This is a genomic window from Streptomyces sp. NPDC002309, assembly GCF_053593375.1.
In genome coordinates this window covers 78,988-104,538 of record NZ_JBSFCI010000021.1, presented here as the reverse complement: position 1 = coordinate 104,538, position 25,551 = coordinate 78,988, and the positions used below count along the sequence as shown (strand labels likewise).

General features: G+C 71.3%; 22 protein-coding genes. 9 read left to right on the top strand and 13 right to left on the bottom strand.

The genetic code is table 11. The features are described 5' to 3' along the window. The first annotated feature begins 9 nt into the window (after nucleotides 1-9). From scy to ACWCPM_RS19190, 4 genes are all read left to right on the top strand, one after another. Nucleotides 10-3,858 carry a polarized growth protein Scy gene (gene scy, locus ACWCPM_RS19205; protein WP_450977384.1) on the top strand — a complete coding sequence of 1,283 codons (3,849 nt, stop codon included), beginning with the start codon at nucleotides 10-12 and terminating at the stop codon, nucleotides 3,856-3,858. Between the two features lie 196 nt (nucleotides 3,859-4,054). Beyond that, nucleotides 4,055-4,990: a cellulose-binding protein gene (locus ACWCPM_RS19200; protein ID WP_450977383.1), complete on the top strand. Its 936-nt coding sequence runs from the start codon at nucleotides 4,055-4,057 to the stop codon at nucleotides 4,988-4,990. A gap of 274 nt (nucleotides 4,991-5,264) precedes the next feature. Next, a complete protein-coding gene (locus ACWCPM_RS19195; RefSeq protein WP_450977382.1) occupies nucleotides 5,265-6,569 on the top strand; it encodes an ATP-binding cassette domain-containing protein in 1,305 nt (434 codons plus the stop codon). Beyond that, nucleotides 6,566-7,420: an ABC transporter permease gene (locus ACWCPM_RS19190; RefSeq protein ID WP_450977381.1), complete on the top strand. Its 855-nt coding sequence runs from the start codon at nucleotides 6,566-6,568 to the stop codon at nucleotides 7,418-7,420. The genes ACWCPM_RS19195 and ACWCPM_RS19190 overlap by 4 nt, the downstream gene beginning before the upstream one ends. Before the next feature lie 13 nt (nucleotides 7,421-7,433). Here the strand turns inward: ACWCPM_RS19190 and ACWCPM_RS19185 are convergent, their stop codons facing one another. Then, the gene (locus ACWCPM_RS19185) at nucleotides 7,434-7,775 is read right to left on the bottom strand and encodes an ATP/GTP-binding protein (protein ID WP_450977380.1); all 342 of its coding nucleotides are present in this window, start codon (nucleotides 7,773-7,775) and stop codon (nucleotides 7,434-7,436) included. A 220-nt stretch (nucleotides 7,776-7,995) separates the two neighbouring features. On the opposite strand from ACWCPM_RS19185, the gene ACWCPM_RS19180 reads away from it, so the two are divergent. After that, nucleotides 7,996-9,024: an LLM class flavin-dependent oxidoreductase gene (locus ACWCPM_RS19180; protein ID WP_450977379.1), complete on the top strand. Its 1,029-nt coding sequence runs from the start codon at nucleotides 7,996-7,998 to the stop codon at nucleotides 9,022-9,024. 84 nt (nucleotides 9,025-9,108) lie between these two features. Here ACWCPM_RS19180 and ACWCPM_RS19175 read toward each other — a convergent pair whose 3' ends face one another. After that, on the bottom strand, nucleotides 9,109-9,501 hold the full coding sequence (locus tag ACWCPM_RS19175) for an SCO5389 family protein (RefSeq protein WP_450977378.1): 393 nt from the start codon (nucleotides 9,499-9,501) through the stop codon (nucleotides 9,109-9,111). A 305-nt stretch (nucleotides 9,502-9,806) separates the two neighbouring features. On the opposite strand from ACWCPM_RS19175, the gene nucS reads away from it, so the two are divergent. Next, nucleotides 9,807-10,478: an endonuclease NucS gene (nucS, locus tag ACWCPM_RS19170; RefSeq protein ID WP_450977377.1), complete on the top strand. Its 672-nt coding sequence runs from the start codon at nucleotides 9,807-9,809 to the stop codon at nucleotides 10,476-10,478. A gap of 66 nt (nucleotides 10,479-10,544) precedes the next feature. On the opposite strand, the gene ACWCPM_RS19165 is transcribed toward nucS, so the two are convergent. The 3 genes from ACWCPM_RS19165 to ACWCPM_RS19155 form a co-directional block, all read right to left on the bottom strand. After that, nucleotides 10,545-13,103: an ATP-binding protein gene (locus tag ACWCPM_RS19165; protein WP_450977376.1), complete on the bottom strand. Its 2,559-nt coding sequence runs from the start codon at nucleotides 13,101-13,103 to the stop codon at nucleotides 10,545-10,547. 261 nt (nucleotides 13,104-13,364) lie between these two features. Beyond that, entirely contained in the window at nucleotides 13,365-13,688 is a 324-nt protein-coding gene (locus ACWCPM_RS19160) for an STAS domain-containing protein (protein ID WP_365452203.1), read from the bottom strand. Between the two features lie 144 nt (nucleotides 13,689-13,832). Beyond that, nucleotides 13,833-14,681, bottom strand: a complete 849-nt coding sequence (locus ACWCPM_RS19155) for a 3-hydroxyacyl-CoA dehydrogenase family protein (protein WP_450977375.1) — start codon at nucleotides 14,679-14,681, stop codon at nucleotides 13,833-13,835. Nucleotides 14,682-15,208: 527 nt separating this feature from the next. Between ACWCPM_RS19155 and ACWCPM_RS19150 the strand changes: the two genes are divergently transcribed. The 3 genes from ACWCPM_RS19150 (at nucleotide 15,209) to ACWCPM_RS19140 (ending at nucleotide 18,644) form a co-directional block, all read left to right on the top strand. Next, nucleotides 15,209-15,781, top strand: a complete 573-nt coding sequence (locus ACWCPM_RS19150) for a cob(I)yrinic acid a,c-diamide adenosyltransferase (RefSeq protein ID WP_450977374.1) — start codon at nucleotides 15,209-15,211, stop codon at nucleotides 15,779-15,781. Between the two features lie 345 nt (nucleotides 15,782-16,126). After that, nucleotides 16,127-16,702, top strand: coding sequence for a LuxR C-terminal-related transcriptional regulator (locus ACWCPM_RS19145; RefSeq protein WP_450977420.1), 576 nt, complete (start codon nucleotides 16,127-16,129; stop codon nucleotides 16,700-16,702). A gap of 121 nt (nucleotides 16,703-16,823) precedes the next feature. Next, on the top strand, nucleotides 16,824-18,644 hold the full coding sequence (locus ACWCPM_RS19140) for a glycosyl hydrolase family 18 protein (protein ID WP_450977373.1): 1,821 nt from the start codon (nucleotides 16,824-16,826) through the stop codon (nucleotides 18,642-18,644). Nucleotides 18,645-18,726: 82 nt separating this feature from the next. On the opposite strand, the gene ACWCPM_RS19135 is transcribed toward ACWCPM_RS19140, so the two are convergent. The 8 genes from ACWCPM_RS19135 to atpE all read right to left on the bottom strand — a co-directional run bounded on the left by ACWCPM_RS19135 (nucleotide 18,727) and on the right by atpE (nucleotide 25,534). After that, a complete protein-coding gene (locus tag ACWCPM_RS19135; RefSeq protein WP_450977372.1) occupies nucleotides 18,727-19,173 on the bottom strand; it encodes a DUF2550 domain-containing protein in 447 nt (148 codons plus the stop codon). Nucleotides 19,174-19,302: 129 nt separating this feature from the next. After that, the gene (locus tag ACWCPM_RS19130) at nucleotides 19,303-19,680 is read right to left on the bottom strand and encodes a F0F1 ATP synthase subunit epsilon (protein WP_450977371.1); all 378 of its coding nucleotides are present in this window, start codon (nucleotides 19,678-19,680) and stop codon (nucleotides 19,303-19,305) included. A gap of 119 nt (nucleotides 19,681-19,799) precedes the next feature. Then, nucleotides 19,800-21,236 carry a F0F1 ATP synthase subunit beta gene (gene atpD, locus ACWCPM_RS19125; protein WP_450977370.1) on the bottom strand — a complete coding sequence of 479 codons (1,437 nt, stop codon included), beginning with the start codon at nucleotides 21,234-21,236 and terminating at the stop codon, nucleotides 19,800-19,802. Continuing rightward, on the bottom strand, nucleotides 21,236-22,153 hold the full coding sequence (locus ACWCPM_RS19120) for a F0F1 ATP synthase subunit gamma (protein ID WP_450977369.1): 918 nt from the start codon (nucleotides 22,151-22,153) through the stop codon (nucleotides 21,236-21,238). Before ACWCPM_RS19120 ends, atpD begins: the two co-directional genes overlap by 1 nt. Before the next feature lie 21 nt (nucleotides 22,154-22,174). Continuing rightward, complete coding sequence (gene atpA, locus ACWCPM_RS19115; protein ID WP_450977368.1) at nucleotides 22,175-23,764, bottom strand: F0F1 ATP synthase subunit alpha; 1,590 nt, start codon at nucleotides 23,762-23,764, stop codon at nucleotides 22,175-22,177. Between the two features lie 129 nt (nucleotides 23,765-23,893). Continuing rightward, complete coding sequence (locus tag ACWCPM_RS19110) at nucleotides 23,894-24,709, bottom strand: F0F1 ATP synthase subunit delta (RefSeq protein ID WP_450977367.1); 816 nt, start codon at nucleotides 24,707-24,709, stop codon at nucleotides 23,894-23,896. Then, nucleotides 24,706-25,254, bottom strand: a complete 549-nt coding sequence (locus ACWCPM_RS19105) for a F0F1 ATP synthase subunit B (RefSeq protein ID WP_450977366.1) — start codon at nucleotides 25,252-25,254, stop codon at nucleotides 24,706-24,708. Before ACWCPM_RS19105 ends, ACWCPM_RS19110 begins: the two co-directional genes overlap by 4 nt. Before the next feature lie 43 nt (nucleotides 25,255-25,297). Beyond that, a complete protein-coding gene (gene atpE, locus ACWCPM_RS19100; protein ID WP_189701479.1) occupies nucleotides 25,298-25,534 on the bottom strand; it encodes an ATP synthase F0 subunit C in 237 nt (78 codons plus the stop codon). Nucleotides 25,535-25,551 lie beyond the last annotated feature (17 nt).

Sequence of the window (25,551 nt, the reverse complement as noted above, 5' to 3'; positions counted from 1 at the left end):
GACCGCGCAGTGCGGGGCTACGAGAGCCAGGAGCGAGAGCCGGCGGCTGACGTCGACCACCTCACTCGGTTCGAAGCCGAGATGAAACGGCTGAGGACCGAGCGGGAAAAGGCCATCCAGCACGCCGAGGACCTCGGCTACCAGGTCGAGGTGCTGCGCGCCAAGCTGCACGAGGCGCGGCGCACGCTCATGACCCGGCCTGCCTATGACGGCGGCGACCTCGGCTATCAGGCCGAGCAGTTGCTGCGCAATGCCCAGATGCAGGCCGACCAGATCCGGTCGGACGCCGACCGTGAGCTGAGCCAGGCGCGGGCGCAGACCCAGCGCATCCTGCAGGAGCACGCCGAGCAGGCGGCCCGGCTCCAGGCCGAGCTGCACGCGGAGGCCGTGTCCCGCCGGCAGCAGCTGGACCAGGAGCTCGCCGAGCGCCGGCAGACCGTCGAGTCGCACGTCAACGAGAACGTGGCGTGGGCCGAGCAGCTGCGGGCCCGCACCGAGCAGCAGGCCCGCCGCCTCCTGGAGGAGTCGCGCACCGAGGCCGATCAGGCCATGTCGGCGGCGCGGGCGGAGGCCGAGCGGGTCACCGCCGAGGCCCGCCAGCGTCTGCAGAGCGAGGCCGAGGGCTCCCGCGCGGAGGCCGAGCAGTTGCTGCGCCGGGCCCGTACGGACGCCGAGCGGCTGCTGAACGCCGCCTCCACCCAGGCCCAGGAGGCCACCGACCACGCCGAGCAGCTGCGCTCGTCGACCGTCTCGGAGTCCGACGCCGCCCGCCGTCAGGCCGGCGAGCTGAGCCGGGCCGCCGAGCAGCGGATGACGGAGGCCGAGGAGTCGCTGCGCAAGGCGCAGTCCGAGGCGGAGAAGCTGGTCACCGAGGCCAAGGAGGCCGCCGCCAAGTCCCTGGCCGGCGCCGAGTCGGCGAACGAGACCCGCACGCGCACCGCCAAGGAGCAGGTCGCCCGGCTCGTCAGCGAGGCCACGAAGGAGGCGGAGGCCACCAAGGCGGAGGCCGAGCAGGTCGTCGCCGACGCCCGTGCCGAGGCCGAGAGGATCGTCGCGGACGCCGGCGAGAACGCCCGTTCGCTGACCGCCGAGGAGACGGCGAGCCAGCTGGCCAAGGCGGCCAGGACCGCCGAGGACGTGCTCAACAAGGCGTCGGAGGACGCCAAGAGGACCACCAAGGCCGCCACCGAGGAGGCCGAGCGGATCCGTCGTGAGGCGGAGACCGAGGCCGACCGGCTGCGCGCCGAGGCGCACGACATCGCCGAGCAGCTCAAGGGCGCGGCGAAGGACGACACCAAGGAGTACCGCGCCAAGACCGTCGAACTCCAGGAGGAGGCACGGCGGCTGCGCGGCGAGGCCGAGCAGCTGCGCGGCGAGGCGGTCGACGAGGGCGAGAAGATCCGCGCGGAGGCCCGTAAGCAGGCCGTGGCGCAGATCGAGGAGGCGGCCCGGACCGCCGAGGAGCTGCTCGCCAAGGCGAAGGCCGACGCCGACGAGCAGCGGCAGACCGCGACCGCGGACAGCGAGAAGGTCCGCACCGAGGCGATCGAGCGGGCGACCACGTTGCGCCGGCAGGCCGAGGAGACGCTGGAGCGCACCCGCAAGGAGGCCGAGCGGCACCGCGCGGAGGTCCTGGAGCAGTCCGAGGGCATCCGCAACGACGCCGAGCAGGCCGCGCGGGAGCTGCGCGAGGAGACCGAGCGGGCCGTGGAGTCCCGCCACGCGGAGGCCGCCGGGGAGCTGACGCGGCTGCACAACGAGGCGGAGACCCGGCTCACCGCCGCCGAGCAGGCGCTGACCGACGCCCGCGAGGAGGCCGAGCGGATCCGCCGTGAGGCCGCCGAGGAGACCGAGCGGCTGCGCACCGAGGCGGCGGAGCGGCTTCGCACGCTGCGGGCGCAGGCCGAGGCGGAGGCCGAACGGCTGCGCGACGAGGCCGCGTCCGACGCGTCCGCCTCGCGGGCGGAGGGCGAGTCCATCGCCGTCCGCCTGCGGGCGGAGGCGGCGGCGGAGGCCGAGCGGCTGAAGTCGGACGCCCAGGACACGGCCGACCGGGTACGGGCCGAGGCGCAGGCCGCGGCCGAGCGGCTGGCGCAGGAGGCGTCCGAGACGCTGGGCGCCGCGCAGGAGGAGGCCGTCCGGCGCCGCCGCGAGGCCGAGGAACTCCTCGGCGCGGCCCGCCAGGAGGCCGGCCAGGAGCGCGAGCAGGCCCGCGAGCAGAGCGAGGAGCTGCTGGCCTCGGCGCGCAAGCGCGTGGAGGAGGCGCAGGCCGAGGCCGTGCGCCTGGTGGAGGAGGCCGACCGGCGCGCCACCGAGATGGTGTCGGCGGCCGAGCTCCACGCCCAGCAGGTCCGTGACTCGGTCACCGGGCTGCACGAGCAGGCGCAGGACGAGATCTCCGGGCTGCGCCACGCCGCCGAGCACGCGGCGGACCGCACCCGGCGCGAGGCGCAGGAGGAGGCGGACCGGGTCCGCTCCGACGCGTACGCCGAGCGGGAACGGGCCACCGAGGACGCGGGCCGGCTCCGGCGCGAGGCCGGCGAGGAGTCGGAGGCCGCCAAGGCACTGGCCGAGCGCACGATGTCGGAGGCGATCGCCGAGTCCGAGCGGCTGCGTGCCGAGGCGGCCGAGCACGCCCAGCGGGTGCGCACCGAGGCGTCGGAGGCGATCGCCGAGGCCGACCAGGCGGCGGGGCGTACGCGTGCCGACGCCCGCGAGGACGCCAACCGCATCCGCTCGGACGCGGCGACCCAGGCGGACACCCTCATCACCGAGGCGCGCCGCGAGGCGGAGCGGCTCCAGTCGGAGACCGTCACCGAGGCCGAGCGGGTCCGTGCCGAGGCGGTGGCGAAGGCCGAGAGGCTGGTCGGGGACGCGAGCGGCGAGGCGGAGCGGCTGCGTGCCGAGGCCGCGGCGACGGTCGGGTCGGCGCAGCAGCACGCCGAGCGGATCCGCACCGAGGCCCAGCGGGTCAAGGCGGAGGCCGCCCGGGAGGCCGACCGGGTCACCACGGCCGCGCGCGAGGAGGCCGAGCGGACGCTGGACGAGGCCCGCAAGGACGCCAACAAGCGGCGTTCGGAGGCCGCCGAGCAGGTCGACACGCTGATCACGGAGACCGCGTCCGAGGCCGACAAGCTGCTCACCGAGGCGCAGCAGCAGGCGCTGAAGACGACCGCGGACGCCGAGGCGCAGGCCGACACCATGGTGGGCGCGGCCCGCAAGGAGGCCGACCGGCTGGTGTCCGAGGCGACGGTCGAGGGCAACGGACGGGTGGAGAAGGCCCGTACGGACGCGGACGAACTGCTCGTCGGCGCGCGCCGGGACGCGACCGCCATCCGGGAGCGCGCGGAGGGGCTGCGCGCGCGGATCACCTCGGAGATGGAGGAGTTGCACGAGCGGGCCCGCCGGGAGGCCGCGGAGACGATGAAGTCGACCGGCGACCGCTGCGACGCGCTCGTCAAGGCCGCCGAGGAGCAGTTCGCCAAGGCGCAGGCGAAGGCCAAGGAGCTGGTGTCGGAGGCGAACTCCGAGGCAGGCAAGGTGCGCATCGCGGCCGTCAAGAAGGCGGAGGGCCTGCTCAAGGAGGCCGAGCAGAAGAAGGCGGCGCTCGTCAGGGAGGCCGAGGAGCTGAAGGCGGAGGCCGTCCGGGAAGCGCGTCGCACGGTCGAGGAGGGCAAGCGCGAACTGGAGGTCCTGGTGCGCCGGCGCGAGGACATCAACGCCGAGATCTCGCGCGTGCAGGACGTGCTGGAGGCGTTGGAGTCCTTCGAGACCCCGGCGGGCGCCAAGGACGGCTCGGTCAAGGCCGGCGCGACGATCGGTGCCCCCCGATCGGGTGGGAAGTCGTCGGAGAGCTAGCCTCAGGAGTGCGATTCCGGTGCGTTCCGGGTGCTTTGACCGAGTCTTCGACTTGGCTGTTGGCAAGCACTCCTGGGGTTAGCCACTCAAAAGGGGTGTCATTCTCCAGATCAAACACGCATCCGCTCGATGACACACCGCTTCGGCCCCTAGGATTCCACCTATCACCTCACCGGTCTCATTCGACAGGAACCCCATGAGCGACACTTCCCCCTACGGCTTCGAGCTTGTGCGGCGTGGGTACGACCGCGCTCAGGTGGACGAACGCATCTCGAAGCTCGTCTCCGACCGTGACAGCGCTCTGGCCCGCATCACCGCTCTCGAGAAGCGCATCGAGGAGCTCCACCTCGAGACGCAGAACGCCCAGGCTCAGGTCACCGACGCCGAGCCGTCCTACGCCGGTCTCGGCGCACGTGTCGAGAAGATCCTCCGCCTCGCCGAGGAGGAGGCCAAGGACCTGCGCGAGGAGGCCCGGCGCGCGGCCGAGCAGCACCGCGAGCTCGCCGAGTCGGCCGCCCAGCAGGTGCGTAACGACGCCGAGTCGTTCGCGGCCGAGCGCAAGTCCAAGGCCGAGGACGAGGGCGTCCGGATCGTCGAGAAGGCCAAGAGCGACTCTTCCCAGCTGCGCTCCGAGGCGCAGAAGGACGCGCAGTCCAAGCGCGAGGAGGCCGACGCCCTCTTCGAGGAGACCCGCGCCAAGGCCGCGCAGGCCGCCGCCGACTTCGAGACGAACCTCGCCAAGCGCCGCGAGCAGTCCGAGCGCGACCTGGCGTCCCGCCAGGCCAAGGCCGAGAAGCGCCTGGCCGAGATCGAGCACCGTGCCGAGCAGCTGCGGCTGGAGGCCGAGAAGCTGCGTACCGACGCCGAGCGCCGCGCCCGCCAGACGGTGGAGACCGCCCAGCGCCAGGCCGAGGACATCGTGGCCGACGCCAACGCCAAGGCCGACCGCATCCGTTCGGAATCCGAGCGCGAGCTGGCCGCCCTCACCAACCGCCGCGACTCGATCAACGCCCAGCTGACGAACGTGCGCGAGATGCTCGCCACGCTCACCGGCGCCGCGGTGGCCGCGGCCGGTTCGCCGGCCGAGGACGAGCCGATCTCCCGCGGGGTGCCCGCGCAGCAGTCCCGGTAACCCCGGCGTACAGCTGCTGAACACCTGCGAAGCCCTCTGCCACAACGATGGCGGGGGGCTTTGTACCGTTTCGCCCTGCCCTCATGATCGAGCCGGCGGGCCTGACCGAGCGGTACGGCGAGAAGGCGGCGGTGAACCAGGACGCGTCACCGCCCCCGGAAGTTCGCCCCGTTTCCCACCTCCCCTTGGAGGGAACCGTCAGCTCCTCGCTATCCTCCTAACCCTTACGGGGGCGTGTGCCCCGCTGTCCTGAACCATTCGATGGGTGCGGAGCATGATCGAGGCAGACGGCCTGACCAAGCGGTACGGCGACAAGACCGCGGTGTACAATCTCTCCTTCCGCGTGCGGCCGGGGGCCGTCACCGGCTTCCTCGGGCCGAACGGCTCGGGCAAGTCCACGACGATGCGGATGATCCTCGGCCTGGACAACCCGACGGCGGGCCGGGTCACCATCGGCGGCTTCCCCTACCGCAAGCTGCCGAACGCGCCCCGCCAGGTCGGCGCCCTGCTGGACGCCAAGGCGGTGCACGGCGGCCGCTCGGCCCGCAACCACCTGCTGTCCCTGGCCCAGCTGTCCGGCATCCCGGCCCGGCGCGTCGACGAGGTGCTCGGCGTCGTGGGCCTGCAGGACGTGGCCAGGCGGCGCTCCAAGGGCTTCTCCCTCGGCATGGGCCAGCGGCTCGGCATCGCCGCCGCGCTGCTCGGCGACCCGCAGGTGCTGCTCTTCGACGAGCCGGTCAACGGCCTCGACCCCGAGGGCATCCTCTGGGTGCGCAACCTGATGAAGGCGCTCGCGGCGGAGGGCCGCACCGTCTTCGTCTCCTCGCATCTGATGAGCGAGATGGCGCTGACGGCCGACCACCTGATCGTCATCGGGCGCGGCCAGCTGCTCGCCGACATGAGCGTGCGGGACTTCATCGCGGCCAACTCGGCCGGCTTCGCGCGGGTGCGCACACCCGACACCGAGCCGCAGCTGCGCGAGAAGCTGGCCTCGGCGCTGGCCGAGGCGGGCGCCCATGTGCTGCCCGAGCAGGACGGCGCCCTGCGCGTGACGGGGCTGCCGCTGCCGCGCATCAGCGACGTCGCGCACGAGACGGACGTACGGCTGTGGGAGCTGTCGCCGCACCAGGCCTCGCTGGAGGAGGCGTACATGCGGATGACCCAGGCCGTCGTCGACTACCGCTCGACCGTGGACCAGAAGGCGGGTCTGCAGCAGCAGCTGCCGCCGGGCGCGCAGCCGCCGATGCCGATGCCCGTGCCGGGCCAGGGTCAGCCCGGCTGGTACGCCCCGCCGCCGCCCCAGCAGGGCGGGCAGCCGTTCGCGATGCCCCAGGGCCAGCCCGGTGCGGTTCCTCCGGGGCCGTACGGCGCTCCCTCCGGGCCGGGCACGCCGGGGGCGGGCCAGCCGAACCCGTACGCCCAGCAGGCGCCGCAGGCAGCCGCACAGCCGGTCCCGCAGCCGCCCGCCGCCCCGCCCGCGCCGCAGACGCAGCCCCCGGCCGCCCCGCCCGTCGCCCCTGCTCCCGCCGCCTCCCCCGCCGCACCCTCCGCCGAGACCAAGCCCGAGGACGCCCGATGAGCACGCCCCAGCCCCCTCTGCCGCACGCCGCGCCCGGCGCGCCGTACGGCGGTTACACCTCGCCGATCCCCGTGGTGCGCACGCATCTCGGGCACGCGCTCGCCTCGGAGTGGACGAAGATCAAGTCGGTGCGTTCCACGATGTGGACGCTGGGCGTGTTCGTCCTGCTCGTCGTCGGCATCGGGCTGCTCGCCGGGGCACTGGTCGCGGCGAACACCTCCTCGGAGTCGGAGCTCGGCGGCCAGTCCGCGCTCTCCCTCGGCTTCTTCGGGCTGCTGCTCGGCAGCATGTGCGTCATCACGCTGGGCGTGCTGACCACCGCCTCCGAGTACGGCACCGGGATGATCCGGACGACGATGACCGCCTGCCCGCCGCGCGGCCGGGTCCTCACCGCGAAGGCGATCGTGTTCTTCTCGCTCGCGTTCGTGGTCACGCTCGTCACCTCGGGCCTCGTCGCCTTCGTCCAGGTCGGCATGGTGGGCAGCGCCCGGGAGCCCTCGGGTGCGGAGTGGCTGAAGGGGACGGTCGGCGTCTCGCTCTACATCGCGCTGCTCGGCCTGCTCTCGCTCGTCGTCGGCTCGATCGTCCGGCACTCGGCGGGCGCCATCACCATCATGATCGCGGCGGTGCTGGCCCCGCTGGTCGTCGCGATGTTCATGTTCGCGTCCTCGCTGGAGGACGTGCGCGAGGCCCTGTTCGAGTACTCGATCCCGAACCAGCTGAGCATCTTCTACGCCAACTCGCTGTCCGAGTCCGGACCGTCCGGCTGGGACCCGCTGTGGATCATGCTCGGTGTCACGGCCGCCGCGTTCGCCGGCGCCTACGCCCTGCTGGAGAAGCGGGACGTGTAGGGAACCGAGTGCACTAGAACTTCGGCGCGTCACGGGACCGCCGCACCCGCGTGGTGCGGCGGTCCCGCGCGTTCCAGCACGCCTTGTGCCAGTGCCTGCGGTCGTCGACGCCCGCGTGCTCCGGCCAGGCCACCACATGCGGCACGGCGGACGGGATCAACTGGTCGCAGCCCGGGCAGCGGTACGTCTTGCCCTCGGAACTGGCCCCGGCCACATGGCGCACGCTCCAGTCCTCGCCCTGCCAGTCCTGCGAGGTCTGCCAGCCTCCGTAGCGGCTCCGGCCGTCTTCCTCGGGGCCCCCCTCGGACGGGCCGGCGGCCTTGGGGCCGTTGGGGCGGTTGCGACGCGGGGACACGGGACACCTCACGGAGCTCTACAGGAACCGGGCCGTCTCCAGCCTACGCGGCCCGGGGACGGGTACGCGGAAAGTGGCGAACCTGACAAGTCCCCCTCTCCGGCCGATCATTCTGCCGACAATCCGCAAATCTCTTCGCCAGGCCGTGTCCTCGGCACGTGTCCCACGGTTATGCCGAGTGGGGGAGCTCCGTGTCGGAGCCAAGGAAGCAGGAAGAGCAATGCGCGTAGGAACATTCGTGCTGGCGGCCCAGTTCCCGGGCCAGGGCCAGGGGGAGGCGCTGCACCGCGCGGTCCGCACGGCGGAGATCACCGAGGAAGCCGGGCTCGACTCGGTCTGGCTGGCCGAGCACCACTTCGTGCCGTACGGCACCTGCCCGTCGGCGATCACGCTGGCCGCCCTGCTGCTGGGCCGCACCCACCGTATCCGCGTCGGTACGGCGGTCAGTGTGCTGCCCACCACACACCCGGTGGCCCTCGGGGAACAGGCCGCGCTGCTGCACGTGACGAGCGGCGGCCGCCTCACGCTGGGCGTCGGGCGCGGGGGCCCGTGGGTGGACCTGGAGGTCTTCGGCGCCGGGCTGGAGGCGTACGAGAAGGAGTATCCGCAATCACTCGATCTGCTCACGCGCTGGCTGCGCGACCCGGCGGTGGCGGGACCCGGCGGCCGCTTCGCCTTCCGTGAAGTCCCCGTCGTACCCAGGCCGTCGGAGTGCCTGACGGAGACCGGCGGCCCGGAGCTGCTCCTCGCCTGCACCTCCCCGGCGAGCGTGCGGCTGGCCGCCGAGCGCGGGCTGCCGATGCTCCTCGGCATGCACGTCGGCGACGAGGAAAAGGCCGAGATGGTCGCCCTGTGGCGGCAGCACGCGCGTACGGCGGGGCTTCCGGCCGACGAGATCCGAGCCGCCGCCCATGTGTCGGCCGGCGTCTGCCAGATCGCGGACCGGCGTACCGACGCCGCGGAGACGCTGCTGAAGGCGATGCCGGGATGGCTCAAACAGGGTCTCGGCGCCCATGTCACCGTGGACGGCAGGGAGCGCCGGATGCGCGATCCGCTGGCGTACACCGAACTCCTCTGCGGTCTGCACCCGGTGGGCACCCCGCGGCTGTGCGCCGACCGGCTGGCGGCGACCAGCGAGCGCACCGGCGTCTCCCGCTTCGCCCTGCTCGTCGAGGGCTCCGGGGACCTGGCGGCCACCGAGGAGAACGTACGGCGGCTGGGCACCGAGGTGCTGCCCCAGCTGACGTGAACGCGCCCGCGGCGCGGGAGGCTTGCCGCTCCGGTACAGATCGCACCTCCCGCGTACGGAGCGGCAAGCAAGCAGTTCACCGCCTCAGCAGTCCCGCAGCTCCGGGGACTGGTTCAGCAGCTGGCCACGGATCGAGGTGAAGCGGGCCAGCCTCTCGTCCGCCGAGGTGTCCAGCGGGAACACCGCCACCCGGTGGCAGTTCTGGAAGGCCAGCCGCACACCGAAGTGCCGCTGCAGCGCACCGCGGATGGCGTCGCTGGCGAGCGCGCGCAGCAACTGACCGCGGGCCTGCTCGTCCGGCGGCGGCGTCTGGTTGTCGGCGAACTCTCCGCCGTCCACCTTCAGCTGGACCGCCAGGGAGCTGATCATCTCCCATGCGTAGGGCAGGGAGGTCCGGACGCAGTCGACGAATTCAGCTTCGTCGACCTCGCCTCGCTCGGCCTGTTCGAGTAGGGCCGGTGAGACGTCGAGCGACATGGGTTCTCCTCTCGCACCCCCGACCAGCAGGGGTTGCCGGACAGATGAGGGAGCACACGGATGCGGACACGCTGTGTACACATCCCGCGACCTCCCGTTTAATACGGTAGGCAACCGACGGTGACCGCACCAGAAGAATGCACACACAGGCAGATCCCAGTGGGCACACAATCGGCCACTACCGAACAGGGGTCTTCCAGGACAACAAGGGTGGCCCGGAAGGACCTCCTCCGGGTGAGGCGGCGAGCGCGGTGCGAGGTGGGCGAATCGCGTCAGCGGCGGCCCGTCGAGTAGCGTTGCCGACCATGCGTCTCGTCATTGCCCGGTGCTCCGTCGACTACGCGGGTCGGCTCACCGCTCACCTTCCCACCGCCCCCCGTCTGATCCTGGTGAAGGCGGACGGCAGCGTCTCGATCCACGCGGACGACCGGGCGTACAAGCCCCTGAACTGGATGTCGCCGCCCTGCACCCTCAAGGAGGGCACGGGTGACGATGCCGGAGTCTGGACCGTCGTCAACAAGGCGGGCGAGAAGCTGATCATCACGATGGAGGAGGTCCTGCACGACTCCTCGCACGAACTGGGCGTCGACCCCGGCCTGATCAAGGACGGCGTGGAGGCGCACCTCCAGGAACTGCTCGCCGACCGCATCGAGACCCTCGGCGACGGCTACACGCTGATCCGCCGCGAGTACATGACCGCCATCGGCCCGGTCGACATCCTCTGCCGGGACGCCGACGGACAGACCGTCGCGGTGGAGATCAAACGGCGTGGCGAGATCGACGGAGTGGAGCAGCTCACACGCTATCTGGAGCTGCTGAACCGCGATCCCCATCTGGCCCCGGTCCGGGGCGTCTTCGCCGCCCAGGAGATCAAGCCGCAGGCACGCGTCCTGGCGACGGACCGCGGGATCGGCTGCCAGGTGCTGGACTACGACGCCCTGCGCGGCATCGAGGACGACAAGCTGCGGCTGTTCTGAGGGTGTTCGCCACCGGCGAGGGCCGGGTCCGTCGGTCCGGACCCGGCCCCGCTGCGTCCGGACCGCTCAGATCAGCGGTTCCGGGCTGTCGGGCGCGCCATCGGAGCCGGACTCCGTGGCGGTGGCCGAGGCGGAGCCGCTGGCGGTGGTGGAGCCGCTCGGCGACGGGCTGGACGAGTGCGACGGGCTGACGCTCGGCGTGGGCGAGTCGGAGGGCGTGGGATCGCCGCTCGGCGACCCCGAGGGCGTCGGGGTCGGGGACGGCTGCGTCGGCGGCGTCGACGAGGGAGAACCCGGGTCACCGCCCCCGGGGTTGTCCGTACCGCTCGGCTCGTCGGACGGCTCGCCCGCCCCCGGCCTCGTGCCCTGGTCCGGCGGCGTCGGATCGTCCGTGGTGCCGAACGTGCCGTCGGGACCGGGATCCGTGGGCCGGCTGGTCGCCTTCCCGGTCTCGCCCTTGTCGTCCTGGCCCGTGTCGTCCGCGCCCAGACTGTCGTCACCGGGGTTCTGGCTGGCGGACGGGTTGACGCCGACCTGATCGGAGGGGCTCTCGGCGTCGTTGCTGGAGGTGGCGCCGAGCGTCACCACCGTGCCGAGCACCGCCACGAGCAAAGCGCCCGCACCGGTCGCGACGAGGTTGCGCCTGACGAAGCCGGGCAGACCACCGCCCCTGACGCGTCCGGACGCCGCTCCGGGCATGGAGCGGTGGACGACGAGGGCCGAGGTGCTGTCGGGCCTCTGCAGCGGCGGGAACTCCCGCGGGGCCGCCGCGACTCCGCCGTGCGGTGACACCGACTCCTCATGGCGGGCCTCGGGCACCTCCTCCCCGGCGGTGAGGGCGAGCGGCGCCGCGACGGCGGGGCCCGTGCCCGCGCGGTCGCTCACCAGGGCCAGGGCGCGGCGGCCGGCCACGGTACCCCGCTTGTCGGCGAGGGCGCCGCGCAGCCCGATGGACGCCTCCAGCTCGGAGCGGGCCCGGTCGAGCCGTCCCTCGCAGAGCGCGAGGACGCCCAGTTCGTGGTGGAAGTAGGCCTGTTCGGTGACGTCCCCGGCGAGGCGCGCGGCCTCTGCCCCGAAGCGCAGCGCCCGTTCCCAGGCGCTCCAGTGCAGGCCCGCGGCGAAGGCGGGGGCCGCCGTACGGGCCAGCCGCACGGTGGCGCTCTCCTCCTCCTCGGCCACCGGCACGGTGGCCGGGACGAGTGCCGCGAGCGCGGTGAGGAGGGCGTCCGCCTCGGCGCACACCCGCTCCGGGGTGACCGAGGGATGGCCGGCCCACCAGCCGTAGTGCTGGGCGGCGGTACGCGTGGCGCCCTCGGAGTCGTCGGCGTATCCGGCGGCCTCCAGCTGGGTCTGTACTCCGGGGGCGAGCCGGTAGCGGGCGCCGACCGGGGTGACCAGCGCGCAGGCGAGCAACTCGCCCAGCGCGGCGTCCGCGTGGGTGTCGCCGACCAGGGCGGGCAGATGGGCCTGGTGGGGCACCTCGCCGTCGAGGGCCACCGCGAACCGCAGGGCGGCGCGGGCGGAGGCACTGAGCCGGGCGGCGAGCAGCGCGGCGGGCGCGGCGCCCTCGGCGAGCGAGGGCAGCGGGATGTCCTCGCCCACGGGCGGACCGGGGACCGCGTCGAAGGGCTCGTCGAGGGGGATGTCCTGGAAGACGCCGAACTCGTCGAGCGCCTCGGCCCCGGCGCGCAGCCGGTCGCGCTGCCGCAGCAGGGCGCCGGCCTGGACGAACCGCAGCGGCAGGCCCTCGGACTCGAACCAGAGGTCGCCGGCCCAGTTGACCTCGTCCTCGGTGAGCGGCCGGCCGACGGCGTACTCCAGCAGCTCCAGGCCGCCGGCGCGGTCGAGGCCCTCGAGGACGACCTCCTCGACCGCCGCGTCGGCGGACGGCGCGGGCACGTCCGGGGTGGCGGCGATGAGGAAGGCGCACTCCGGGGTGGCGTCCAGCAGCTCGTCGAGCGCGGCGCCGCCGAGTTCGACGTCGTCGAGGACGACGACCGCGCCGATCTCGCCCACACAGGCGAGAAGTTCGTCCTGTTCCGGCCGGTGCAGGGGGGCGCTGTGGACGGCGTAGAAGAGGTCGTGCAGCAGATCGGCCGCGGTGCGGTGGAAGCCGGTGAGGCGGACGACTCCGTCGGGGGCGAGGTCGTCGCAGTCCTCGGCGACGATGTCGAGCAGGGCCGTGCGGCCGGAGCCGCCGGGACCGGTGAGGCGTACGGAGCGGCCGCGGGCGAGCAGCCGTACCAGCTGCTCGCGTTCGTCCTGACGGCCGAGGAGCGGCAGGGTGGGCCGGCTGGGGCCGGGCGGGACCGGAGGGGCCGCGGCGCGGGCCACCTCGGCGCGCTCGGCCGGGGACAGCTTCTCGGGTCTGCCGGGGCGTTCTCCCGCGGACTTTCGGCCTCGCTCGTCCAGGGCGGCGCCGGGCGGGCGGAGTTCTATCTCGCTGCCGTCGACGGGGTTGACGGTGAGCAGGAAGTCGCCGGAGACCAGCCGCACCGTGCGGGCGGGTGCGGGCGTGTGCTGGACGAAGTCGGAGGTGAGGGAGTCCCGGGCCGGGCGCTGGCGCGGCGCGTTGCCGTCACCGTCCTGGCCGTACTCCTCGGGTCCCGGGTTGTTCGGGTCCATAGGTTCAAGCCCCCCAAAAGCATCGGGTGCGTCGAGCCCTCCCGGCCTTGCCGCACACCGCGCTGTCGCTTCTGGTCCGGGCCCGCACGAGGGTGGATCAGAGGCGGGCGACCGAACCCTAAACCTTCGGTCAGTATCTACGACAGGCCGGGGTGCCACCGGGTCCGAGACGTCACAGTCTCGTGAGGATTGGGCGCGTCGGGCGTTTCGCCGTGAGCTGCCCGGTCTCCTCCGGCCCTGGTGACACTCCCGGTCGAGGGGTCACACGCGAGGCAGGGACTCCACCCCGATGCCGCCCTCGATCGCCAGGATCCGGTGCAGCCGGGTGGCCACCAGCAGGCGCTGCATCTGCGGCGGCACGCCGCGCAGCACCAGCCGCCTGCCGCAGCGGCCGGCCCGCCGGTGGGCACCCATGATGACCCCGAGTCCGGTGGCGTCCCACGAGTCCAGTTCGGACAGGTCGAGGACGAGGTCGCCGTCGCCGTCGTCGACGGCCGAGTGCAGGACCGTACGGGCGTCCGCCGCGGTGCGGACGTCGAGGCGGCCCCCGACGACCACCTCGGCGTGGTCGCCCCTGATGTGCATATGCGCTCCCGTGACTGCGGTGACGGACTCCATGACGGTGGCTGTGCAACGTCTGACTGGTTCTGTGGCGGCGTGGTTGCTGCTTGTAAGCGAACCGATACCGAATTCACCCCGAGGTGTGATGTCTCAGAGGTGTGCGCCGTTTCAGTGCTTGTAGAAGCCCTGCCCGCTCTTGCGTCCGATGTCACCGGCGTCAACCATCCGGCGCATCAGCTCCGGCGGGGCGAACTTCTCGTCCTGGCTCTCGGTGTAGATGTTGCTCGTGGCGTGCAGCAGGATGTCGACACCGGTGAGGTCGGCCGTGGCCAGCGGGCCCATGGCGTGCCCGAAGCCCAGCTTGCAGGCGAGGTCGATGTCCTCGGCCGACGCGACGCCCGACTCGTACAGCTTGGCGGCCTCGACGACGAGGGCCGAGATGAGCCGGGTGGTGACGAAGCCGGCGACGTCGCGGTTGACGACGATGCAGGTCTTGCCGACCGACTCGGCGAACTCCCGCGTGGTGGCGAGCGTCTCGTCGCTGGTCTTGTAGCCGCGGACCAGTTCGCACAGCTGCATCATCGGGACCGGCGAGAAGAAGTGCGCGCCGACGACCCGTTCCGGGTGCGCCGTGGCCGCCGCGATCTTGGTGATCGGGATGGCGGAGGTGTTGGAGGCGAGCACGGTGTCGGGGCGCACGATCTTGTCGAGCGCGCGGAAGATCTCGTGCTTGACGTCCAGCTTCTCGAAGACGGCCTCGACGACGATGTCGGCGTCGGCGGCGGCGTCCATGTCGGTGGTCGCGGTGATCCGGGCGAGGGCGGCCTCGGCGGCATCCGCCTCCAGCTTGCCCTTGCTCACGAACTTGTCGTACGAGGCCTTGATGCCGTCGGTGCCACGCTTGAGTGCCTCGTCGGTGACGTCCCGCAGGACGACGTCCCAGCCCGCCTGGGCGGAGACCTGGGCGATGCCGGAACCCATGAGACCGGCGCCGATGACGGCGAGCTTCCGTGCCACTGACGACTCCCCTAGTGATGCTTACCCGCTGTTTACGTTCGACTCTCCGGCGGACCCTAGCGGTCGTGAGGGGCCGTGTGACCGGTAAGTAACGCGCGTCACGTCTCACATGACGGACATCACACCGGCACGGCCCACAGGGCGCCTCGCACGGCGCGATCGACCGCCCGTCGGGCGATGCGGCTCCCACCGTCCGCTGACGATGCCTCAGAGAGGCCACCATGTCTTGGAGTTGGCCGGCGCTCCCGCACACCGCGCCGGAGAGGCGGTCCCGGACGGACCGACGGCCCGGCCGGACCCGACCCGTCGGCCCGGCGCGCGGGAGCGCCGGTGCCGCCGGTGGCGGCCGCGGCGGCGCGGGGTCACGCGGGTGCCGTTCCGCCGACCGGCGGACGGGCACGCGCCGCGCGCATGCACCCGCCGCCCGCGCCGTACGGCGTCCTCGCCGCCGTCGCCCGCGCCGCACCGTCCGTGACGGTGGGCACCCGCGCGCCCCGAACCCGCCGGGACGTAACTACGCTGGCCCCATGGTCAATCTGACGCGCATCTACACCCGTACCGGCGACAAGGGCACCACCGCGCTCGGTGACATGAGCCGGGTCGCCAAGACCGATCTGCGGATCTCGGCCTATGCCGACGCCAACGAGGCCAACGCGGTGATCGGCACGGCGATCGCGCTGGGCGGCCTGGACGCGGAGGTCGTCAAGGTCCTCACCCGCGTCCAGAACGACCTGTTCGACGTGGGCGCCGACCTGTGCACGCCGGTCGTGGAGAACCCCGAGTTCCCGCCCCTGCGGGTCGAGCAGGCGTACGTCGACAAGCTGGAGGCCGACTGCGACCACTTCCTGGAGGGGCTGGAGAAGCTGCGCTCCTTCATCCTGCCGGGCGGCACGCCGGGCGCCGCCCTGCTGCACCAGGCCTGCACCGTCGTACGGCGTGCCGAGCGCTCCACCTGGGCCGCGCTGGAGGTCCACGGCGAGACGATGAACGCCCTCACCGCGACCTACCTCAACCGGCTGTCGGATCTGCTTTTCATCCTCGCCCGGTCGGCCAACAAGGACGTCGGCGACGTGCTGTGGGTCCCGGGCGGGGAGCGCTGACCGTTCCTCGCGGGGCGCCTTCTTCGGCAGGACGGCGTAGGACAGGGCGAACAGGCCGTGGATGCCCGCCGTACGCCAGGCGATGACGGTCCAGTTCTGCAGGGAGCCGGTGCGGTCCGGGTCGTCCTCGTACCACATGGCGGCCAGCAGCACGCTCGCCACCGATGCCGCGACGACCGTGCCGAGCCAGACCCGTCCCTCGTGCCGGGCCCGCGCCATGCGGCGGCGCGGCGGTCGCGCGGGGGGCGGGGCCCCTCCGAAGCGGTGGGCCGCGTGACCGTCGGGCCACTTCACCGTGCGGTGGCCGTGGCCGACGGTGCAGCCGATGCAGAGGGCGGCCGGACCGTGCTTCCAGCTCGGGCCGGCGCGGGCGAGGCCCGCGACGGGGAGGAGGCGGTGGCGCCGGCCCGCGCGCTCCGGCCCGACCTGGTGCTGATGGACCTTCAGATGTCACGTCTGGACGGGGTCTCCGCCACCCGGCGGGTCGTGGCCGAGGGACTGGCCGACGTCCTCGTGCTGACCACCTTCGACCTCGACGAGTATGTGTTCGGCGCGCTGCGCGCCGGTGCCTCCGGCTTCCTGCTCAAGAACACCGACGCGAAGGATCTGCTGGAGGCGGTGCGCACGGTGGCGCGCGGCGAGGGGCTGATCGCCCCGGCGGTCACCCGGCGTCTGATCGCCGAGTTCACCGCGGGGCCGGCGCGGGGGCCGAAAGCCGACCCCTCGGCGCTGGACCGCCTCACCCGCCGCGAACGCGAGGTGCTGTCGTGTCTCGGCGAGGGGATGTCGAACGCCGCCATCGCGGTCCGTCTCGACATGGCGGAGGCGACGGTGAAGACGCACGTGAGCCGGCTCCTGGGGAAGCTGGAGCTGCGGAGCAGGGTCCAAGCTGCCGTGCTGACAAAGGAGTTGGAGATCTAGCACAAGCCAGGGTCAGTGGTCCAGACCTCTTGACCGCTGGTCCAGACCTTTCTATTCTCGCGGGCACTGAGGGCTTGATGGCTCAGTCATGCCCCCGACAACCCCCATAAGGAGGCGCAGCATGCGCTTCAGAGACAGAGCCGTGGCCGGGTTCGCGACCCTGCTGCTCCCGTTCGCCGGCCTGGTCGGCCTCGCCGCCCCCGCCCAGGCGGCCACCGAAGCCACCGCCACCTACGCCAAGACCCAGGACTGGGGCTCCGGCTTCGAGGGCAAGTGGACCGTCAAGAACACCGGTACCACCACCATCAACTCCTGGACCGTGGAGTGGGACTTCCCCTCCGGCACGTCCGTCACCTCCGCGTGGGACGCCGACGTCACGTCCGCCGGCAACCACTGGACCGCCAAGAACAAGTCCTGGAACGGCACCCTCGCACCCGGCGCCTCCGTCTCCTTCGGCTTCAACGGCGCCGGTCCCGGCTCTCCCTCCAACTGTAAGCTCAACGGCGGCAGTTGCAACGGCGGCTCCGTCCCCGGCGACAACCCGCCCTCCGCGCCGGGCACCCCTTCCGCCTCCGACATCACCAACACCTCGGTGAGGCTGTCCTGGAGCGCCGCCACCGACGACAAGGGCATCAAGAACTACGACGTCCTGCGCGGCGGCAGCAGGGTCGCGACCGTCACCGGTACGAGTTACACGGACACCGGGCTGACCGCCGGCACCGACTACTCGTACACCGTCCAGGCCCGTGACACCGCCGACCAGACCGGCCCCGTCTCCGGCGCCCGCGCGGTCCGCACCACCGGCGGCGGCACCGACCCGCAGCCCGGCTCGAAGATCAACCTCGGCTACTTCACCGAGTGGAGCGTCTACGGACGCAACTACCACGTGAAGAACCTGGTGACCTCGGGCTCCGCCTCGAAGATCACCCACATCAACTACGCGTTCGGCAACGTCAGGAACGGTCAGTGCACCGTCGACGACACCTACGCCGCGTACGACAAGGCCTACACCGCCGACCAGTCCGTCAGCGGCGCCGCCGACACCTGGGACCAGCCGCTGCGCGGCAACTTCAACCAGCTGCGCCAGCTGAAGGCCCGGTACCCGCACATCAAGGTGCTGTACTCCTTCGGCGGCTGGACCTACTCCGGCGGCTTCGGCCAGGCGGCCCAGAACGCGGCCGCGTTCGCCAGATCCTGCAAGGCCGTCGTGGAGGACCCGCGCTGGGCCGACGTCTTCGACGGCATCGACATCGACTGGGAGTACCCGAACGCCTGCGGCCTGACCTGCGACACCTCAGGACCTGCGGCGTTCAGGACCCTGATGTCCGCCCTGCGGTCGGAGTTCGGCTCGAACTACCTGGTCACCGCGGCCATCACCGCCGACGGCTCCAACGGCGGCAAGATCGACGCGGCCGACTACGGCGGCGCCGCCCAGTACCTGGACTGGTACAACGTGATGACGTACGACTACTTCGGCGCCTTCGACGGGGACGGCCCGACCGCCCCGCACTCCCCGCTCACCTCGTACCCCGGCATCCCCGCGGCGGGCTTCAACTCCGCCGACGCGATCGCCAAGCTGAAGTCGAAGGGCGTCCCGTCCGCCAAGCTGCTGCTCGGCATCGGCTTCTACGGCCGCGGCTGGACCGGCGTCACCCAGTCCGCCCCCGGCGGCTCGGCGACCGGCGCGGCCCCCGGCACCTACGAGGCGGGCATCGAGGACTACAAGGTCCTCAAGAACACCTGCCCGGCGAACGGCACCATCGCCGGTACGGCCTACGCGCACTGCGGCAGCAACTGGTGGTCCTACGACACTCCCGCCACGATCGCCGGGAAGATGACCTGGGCCAAGAACCAGGGCCTGGGCGGCGCGTTCTCCTGGGAGTTCAGCGGCGACACCAGCAACGGTGAGCTGGTGACCGCCATCAGCAACGGGCTGAGGTAGCCCGAGCCACACGAGTCCTAGGCGACATTGACGCTCCCCCGGACTTCGTCCGGGGGGACCCCCACCCAGCGAGTGAATGTGGCTAAGCCACATTCACTCGCTGACCGGGCGGGGCTGCCTCGAGCCACGCGAGAAACCCGGTCAGCGCGTCTTCGCTCATCGCCAGTTCGAGACGCGTGCCCCGGTGCTCACAGGCGAGGATCACCGCGTCGGAGAGCAAGGCCAGTTCCTCCTCGCCCTCGGGAAGGCGGCGGCCGGCCACCTCGATCGCGGAGCGCTCCAGGACGCGGCGCGGCCGGGGGGCGTAGGAGAAGACGCGGAACCACTCCACGCGGTCGCCGTTGTAGCGGGCCACCCCGTAGGCCCAGCCCTTGCCGCCGGTGTCGGGTTCCTCGGGGACGTCCCAGCGCAGGCTGCAGTCGAAGGTGCCGCCGGAACGCTGGATGAGTCTGCGGCGCAGGCCGAAGACGAACAGCGCCAGCACCACCAGGGCGACAACGATTCCGCACACAGTCAGAGCGAGGACCATCGACACCGACCTCCTCGTCTCCTAGGCAACGGAACGTAAAGCACACCCACATCCACCTCAGCCGCGGTCAGCGCCGGATTGCTCCGGTGCCGACCGCGGCTGAGTGACGTCATCGCACGACGGTCCGGCTCAACGCGCCGCCGTCGCCGTGCGAAGCCGGACGTCCGCGCGGCGCTTGGCCTCGGCGTCGTCCTCGGCCTTCGCACGCTCCAGTTCTTGCTCGACGCGCTTGACGTCGATCTCGTCGGCCAGCTCGGCGACCTCCGCCAGCAGCGACAGCTTGTTGTCCGCGAACGAGACGAAACCGCCGTGCACCGCGGCGACGACCGTTCCACCGTCACTCGTACGGATGGTCACCGGGCCCGACTCCAGCACACCGAGCAGCGGCTGGTGACCGGGCATGACGCCGATGTCGCCGGACGTGGTGCGCGCGACGACCAGGGTGGCCTCGCCGGACCAGACCTGGCGGTCGGCAGCGACCAGCTCGACGTGCAGCTCAGCAGCCAAGAGTGGCTCCTCGGGTCACCACCCGGCGGTTCTGCCGGGTGTTGGTTACAAGTCTAATAGGCGTGGCAGAGGGGGCGGGACGACCCCGCCCCCTCACGACACGAGCACAAGTGCCCGGGTCAGGAGACGCCCAGCTCCTTCGCGTTCTTCTTCAGGTCCTCGATACCACCGCACATGAAGAAGGCCTGCTCGGGGAAGTGGTCGTACTCACCGTCGCAGATCGCGTTGAACGCCGCGATCGACTCCTCCAGCGGCACGTCCGAGCCCTCCACACCGGTGAACTGCTTGGCGACGTGGGTGTTCTGGGACAGGAAGCGCTCCACGCGACGGGCACGGTGGACGACGAGCTTGTCCTCCTCGCCGAGCTCGTCGATACCGAGGATCGCGATGATGTCCTGGAGGTCCTTGTACTTCTGCAGGATGCTCTTGACGCGCATGGCGGCGTCGTAGTGGTCCTGCGCGATGTACCGCGGGTCCAGGATGCGGGACGTGGAGTCCAGCGGGTCCACGGCCGGGTAGATGCCCTTCTCCGAGATCGGACGGGACAGCACCGTCGTCGCGTCGAGGTGGGCGAAGGTGGTGGCCGGGGCCGGGTCGGTCAGGTCGTCCGCGGGGACGTAGATCGCCTGCATCGAGGTGATCGAGTGACCGCGGGTCGAGGTGATGCGCTCCTGGAGGAGACCCATCTCGTCGGCCAGGTTCGGCTGGTAGCCCACCGCGGAGGGCATACGGCCGAGCAGGGTCGAGACCTCGGAACCGGCCTGCGTGAAGCGGAAGATGTTGTCGATGAAGAACAGCACGTCCTGCTTCTGCACATCGCGGAAGTACTCCGCCATGGTCAGACCGGCGAGGGCCACGCGCAGACGGGTGCCCGGGGGCTCGTCCATCTGACCGAAGACCAGCGCGGTCTTGTCGATGACGCCCGACTCCGACATCTCCTCGATCAGGTCGTTGCCCTCACGGGTGCGCTCGCCGACACCGGCGAACACGGAGACACCGTCGTGGTTGTTGGCGACGCGGTAGATCATCTCCTGGATGAGCACCGTCTTGCCGACGCCGGCACCACCGAACAGACCGATCTTTCCACCCTTGACGTACGGGGTGAGAAGGTCGATGACCTTGACGCCGGTCTCGAACATCTCGGTCTTCGACTCGAGCTCGTCGAAGCGCGGGGCCTTGCGGTGGATGGACCAGCGCTCGCCGTCGTAGGTCTCGTCGACGTTCAGCACCTCACCGAGGGTGTTGAACACCTTGCCCTTGGTGAAGTCGCCGACCGGGACGGTGATGCCCGTGCCGGTGTCGGTGACCACGGCCTGGCGGACCAGGCCGTCGGTGGGCTGCATGGAGATGGTGCGGACCAGGCCGTCACCCAGGTGCTGGGCGACCTCCAGGGTCAGCGTCTTCTTCTCGCCGGCGTTGGCCGGGTCGGCCACCTCGACGTGCAGCGCGTTGTAGATCTCCGGCATCGCGCCGACGGGGAACTCCACGTCGACGACCGGGCCGATGACCCGCGCGACGCGGCCCGTCGCCGTGGCCGTCTCAACAGTGGTGGTCATTAGTTGTCACTCCCCGCGGTCGCGTCGGCAAGGGCGCTCGCGCCACCGACGATCTCGCTGATTTCCTGGGTGATTTCGGCCTGGCGGGCCGCGTTGGCAAGACGGGAGAGCGTGTTGATCAGCTCACCCGCGTTGTCGGTGGCCGACTTCATCGCGCGCCGGGTGGCGGCGTGCTTGGAAGCGGCCGACTGGAGCAGCGCGTTGTAGATCCGGCTCTCGACGTACCGCGGAAGGAGGGCGTCCAGGACGTCCTCCGCCGACGGCTCGAAGTCGTACAGCGGGAGGATCTCGCCCTTGGGCTTGGCCTCCGCGGCGACCTCTTCGAGGCTGAGCGGCAGCAACTGCGCGTCCTGCGCGCTCTGCGTCATCATCGAGACGAACTCGGTGAAGACGATGTGGAGTTCGTCCACACCGCCCTGAGCCGTCTCCTTCTCGATGGCCTCGATGAGCGGCGCCGCGACCTTCTTCGCGTCCGCGTACGTGGGCTCGTCGGTGAAGCCGCCCCACGACTCCGCGATCCTGCGCTCACGGAAGTTGTAGTGCGCGACACCGCGCCGGCCGACGATGTACGTGTCGACCTGTTTGCCCTCGCGCTCCAGCCGCTCGGTCAGCTGCTCCGCCGCCTTGATGGCGTTGGAGTTGAACGCACCTGCCAGACCGCGGTCGCTGGTCAGCAGCAGCACCGCGGACCGCGTGACCGTCTCGGCCTGGGTGGTCAGCGGGTGCTTGGTGTTCGACCCGGTGCCGACCGCCGTGACCGCGCGGGTCAGTTCCTGCGCGTACGGCTTGGAGGCCGCCACCTTGCGATGCGCCTTGACGACGCGCGAGGCGGCGATCATCTCCATCGCCTTGGTGATCTTCTTGGTCGCGGTGACGGATCGGATGCGACGCTTGTAGACCCGGAGCTGGGCTCCCATGAGTCAGGTCCCTTCCTTACGTCACTTGGCGACGGACGGAGCGTCCTCGCCGAGCAGATGGCCGTCCGAGATCTCGAACTGCTTCTTGAACTCGGCGATGGCGTCGGCGACGGCCGTGAGGGTGTCGTCCGACATCTTGCCGCCCTCCTTGATGGAGGTCATGAGGCCCTGCTCCTTGCGGTGCAGGTACTCCAGGAGCTCCTTCTCGAAGCGGCGGATGTCGGCGACAGGCACCTCGTCCATCTTGCCGGTGGTGCCGGCCCAGACGGAGACGACCTGGTCCTCGGTGGACATCGGCTGGTACTGAGCCTGCTTGAGCAGCTCGACCATGCGCTGACCACGCTCCAGCTGCGACTTCGACGCGGCGTCCAGGTCGGAACCGAAGGCGGCGAACGCCTCCAGCTCACGGAACTGGGCCAGGTCGACGCGCAGACGGCCGGAGACCTGCTTCATCGCCTTGTGCTGCGCGGAACCACCGACTCGGGAGACGGAGATACCGACGTTCAGCGCGGGGCGCTGACCGGCGTTGAACAGGTCCGACTCCAGGAAGCACTGGCCGTCGGTGATGGAGATGACGTTGGTCGGGATGAACGCCGAGACGTCGTTGGCCTTGGTCTCGACGATCGGCAGACCGGTCATCGAGCCGGCGCCCATCTCGTCGGAGAGCTTGGCGCAGCGCTCCAGCAGGCGGGAGTGCAGGTAGAAGACGTCACCCGGGTAGGCCTCGCGGCCCGGCGGGCGGCGCAGCAGCAGGGAGACGGCACGGTAGGCGTCGGCCTGCTTCGACAGGTCGTCGAAGATGATGAGGACGTGCTTGCCCTCGTACATCCACTGCTGGCCGATGGCCGAACCGGTGTACGGCGCCAGGTACTTGAAGCCGGCCGGGTCGGACGCCGGGGCGGCGACGATGGTCGTGTACTCCAGCGCGCCGTTCTCCTCCAGCGCGCGGCGCACCGACGCGATGGTGGAGCCCTTCTGGCCGATGGCGACGTAGATGCAGCGGACCTGCTTGTTCGGGTCGCCGGTACGCCAGTTGTCACGCTGGTTGATGATCGTGTCGACGGCCAGGGCGGTCTTGCCGGTCTGGCGGTCACCGATGATCAGCTGACGCTGACCACGGCCGATCGGGGTCATCGCGTCGACGGCCTTGTAGCCGGTCTCCATCGGCTCGTGCACCGACTTGCGCTGCATGACCGTGGGGGCCTGCAGCTCAAGGGCGCGACGACCCGAGGTCTCGATCTCGCCGAGGCCGTCGATCGGGGCGCCGAGGGGGTCGACCACGCGGCCGAGGTAGCCCTCGCCGACCGCGACGGAGAGGACCTCACCGGTGCGGGTGACCGGCTGCCCCTCCTCGATACCGCTGAACTCGCCGAGGACGATGGCACCGATCTCGCGCTCCTCGAGGTTGAGGGCGAGGCCGAGGGTGCCGTCCTCGAACTTCAGCAGTTCGTTGGCCATGGCCGAGGGCAGACCCTCGACCTTCGCGATGCCGTCGCCGGCAAGGGTGACCGTACCGACCTCCTCGCGCGAGGCCGCGTCCGGCTTGTACGACTGGACGAAGGTCTCCAGTGCGTCCCGGATCTCCTCCGGCCGGATCGTGAGCTCCGCCATCTGGGTTCCCTGCTCTCCTTGTTGGGCCCGAAGTTTCACTTTGGGGGGGTGGGGACTCCCCCCTAAGAGAGGTGAATCCTCTGCACGGCCCAACCGGGCCGTCAGTACGTCTTGCGTGTTCAGTTGCGGTTAGCTCGCCAGCCGGCGCTCGGCGTCCGCGAGGCGGTCCGCGAGTGAGCCGTTGATGATCTCGTCGCCGACCTGCACCCGGATCCCGCCGAGGACCGCGGGGTCCAGGTCGAGGTTGAGGTGCATCCTGCGGCCGTAGAGCTTGGCGAGCGCGGCGCCGAGGCGCTGCTTCTGCCCGTCGCTCAGCGGCACGGCCGAGGTGACGACCGCCACCATCCGGTCCCGACGATCGGCGGCGAGCTTGGACAGGGACTCGAGTCCCGCTTCCAGGCTACGTCCCCGAGGTGCGGTCACCAGACGCGTCACCAGACGCTCGGTGGCCGGGGCCGCCCGCCCGCCGAGCAGGCTGCGCAGCAGCTCGCTCTTCGCGGCGAGGGTGGCCTTGGGGTCGGTCAGCGCGGCGCGCAGTTCGGTGCTGGAGGCGACGATCCGGCCGAACCGGAACAGTTCGTCCTCGACGCTGTCGAGCGTGCCGCCCCGCTGCGCGGCGGTGAGGTCGGCGGTGTTCGCCAGCTCCTCCAGCGCGTCCACCAGGTCGCGGGACTGCGACCAGCGGGAGCGCACCATGCCGGACACCAGGTCCGCGGTCTCGCCGCCGACCTGGGCGCCGAGCAGACGCTGGACCAGCTCCGCCTTGCGCTCACCCGCCTGCGCCGGGTCGGTGAGGACCCGGCGCAAGCCGACCTCGCGGTGAAGCAGCGCGGTCACCGCGGCCAGCTCTTCGGCGAGCCGCGCCGCGTCCACGGACGTGGCGTCCGTCAGCGCGTCCAGACGCTCACGGGCGGCTGCCAGGGCCTCGCGGCTCGCTCCGTTCATCGCGACGCCTCGGCCTTCTCCTCGAGCTCGTCGAGGAAGCGGTCGATCACGCGGCTCTGGCGGGCGTGGTCCTCGAGGGACTCACCGACCAGCTTGCCGGCCAGGTCGGTGGCCAGCTTGCCGACGTCCTGCCGGAGCGCCGACGAGGCTGCCTTGCGGTCGGCCTCGATCTGGGAGTGACCGGCGGCGACGATCTCCTCGCGCTGCCGCTGGCCTTCCGCGCGCATCTCGGCGATGAGCGTGGCACCCTGCTCCTGAGCCTCCTGGCGCAGCCGCGCGGCCTCGTGACGGGCCTCGGCGAGCTGGGCCTTGTACTGCTCAAGGACGCTCTGGGCCTCGACCTTCATGGTCTCGGCCTCTTCAATACCGCCTTCGATCGCCGTGCGGCGCTCCTCCAGAACCTTGTTGATGTTCGGAAGCAGCTTCTTCCAGAAGAAGAAGAAGACGATGGCGAAGGCGATGGTGCCGACGAGCAGCTCGGGGCCGGGCGGAATGAGCGGGCTCTGCTCCTCCTCGGCCGCCAGCTGCACCAGGTTGGCGATCACATCAGTGCCTTTCGTCGAATCGTGTCGGGTAAGCGGTGGTTACTTACACACCGAACACGAACGGCATAACGATGCCGATCAGGGCGAGCGCCTCACAGAAGGCGAAACCCAGGATCTGGTTGGCACGGATCAGGCCGGCGGCCTCGGGCTGGCGGGCCAGGGCCTGGGTGCCGTTACCGAAGATGATGCCGACGCCGATGCCGGGGCCGATGGCGGCGAGGCCGTAGCCGATGGAGCCGAGCGAACCGGAGACAGCGGCGAGGGTCTCAGTGGCAGCCATGCTGAATCTTCCTTCTC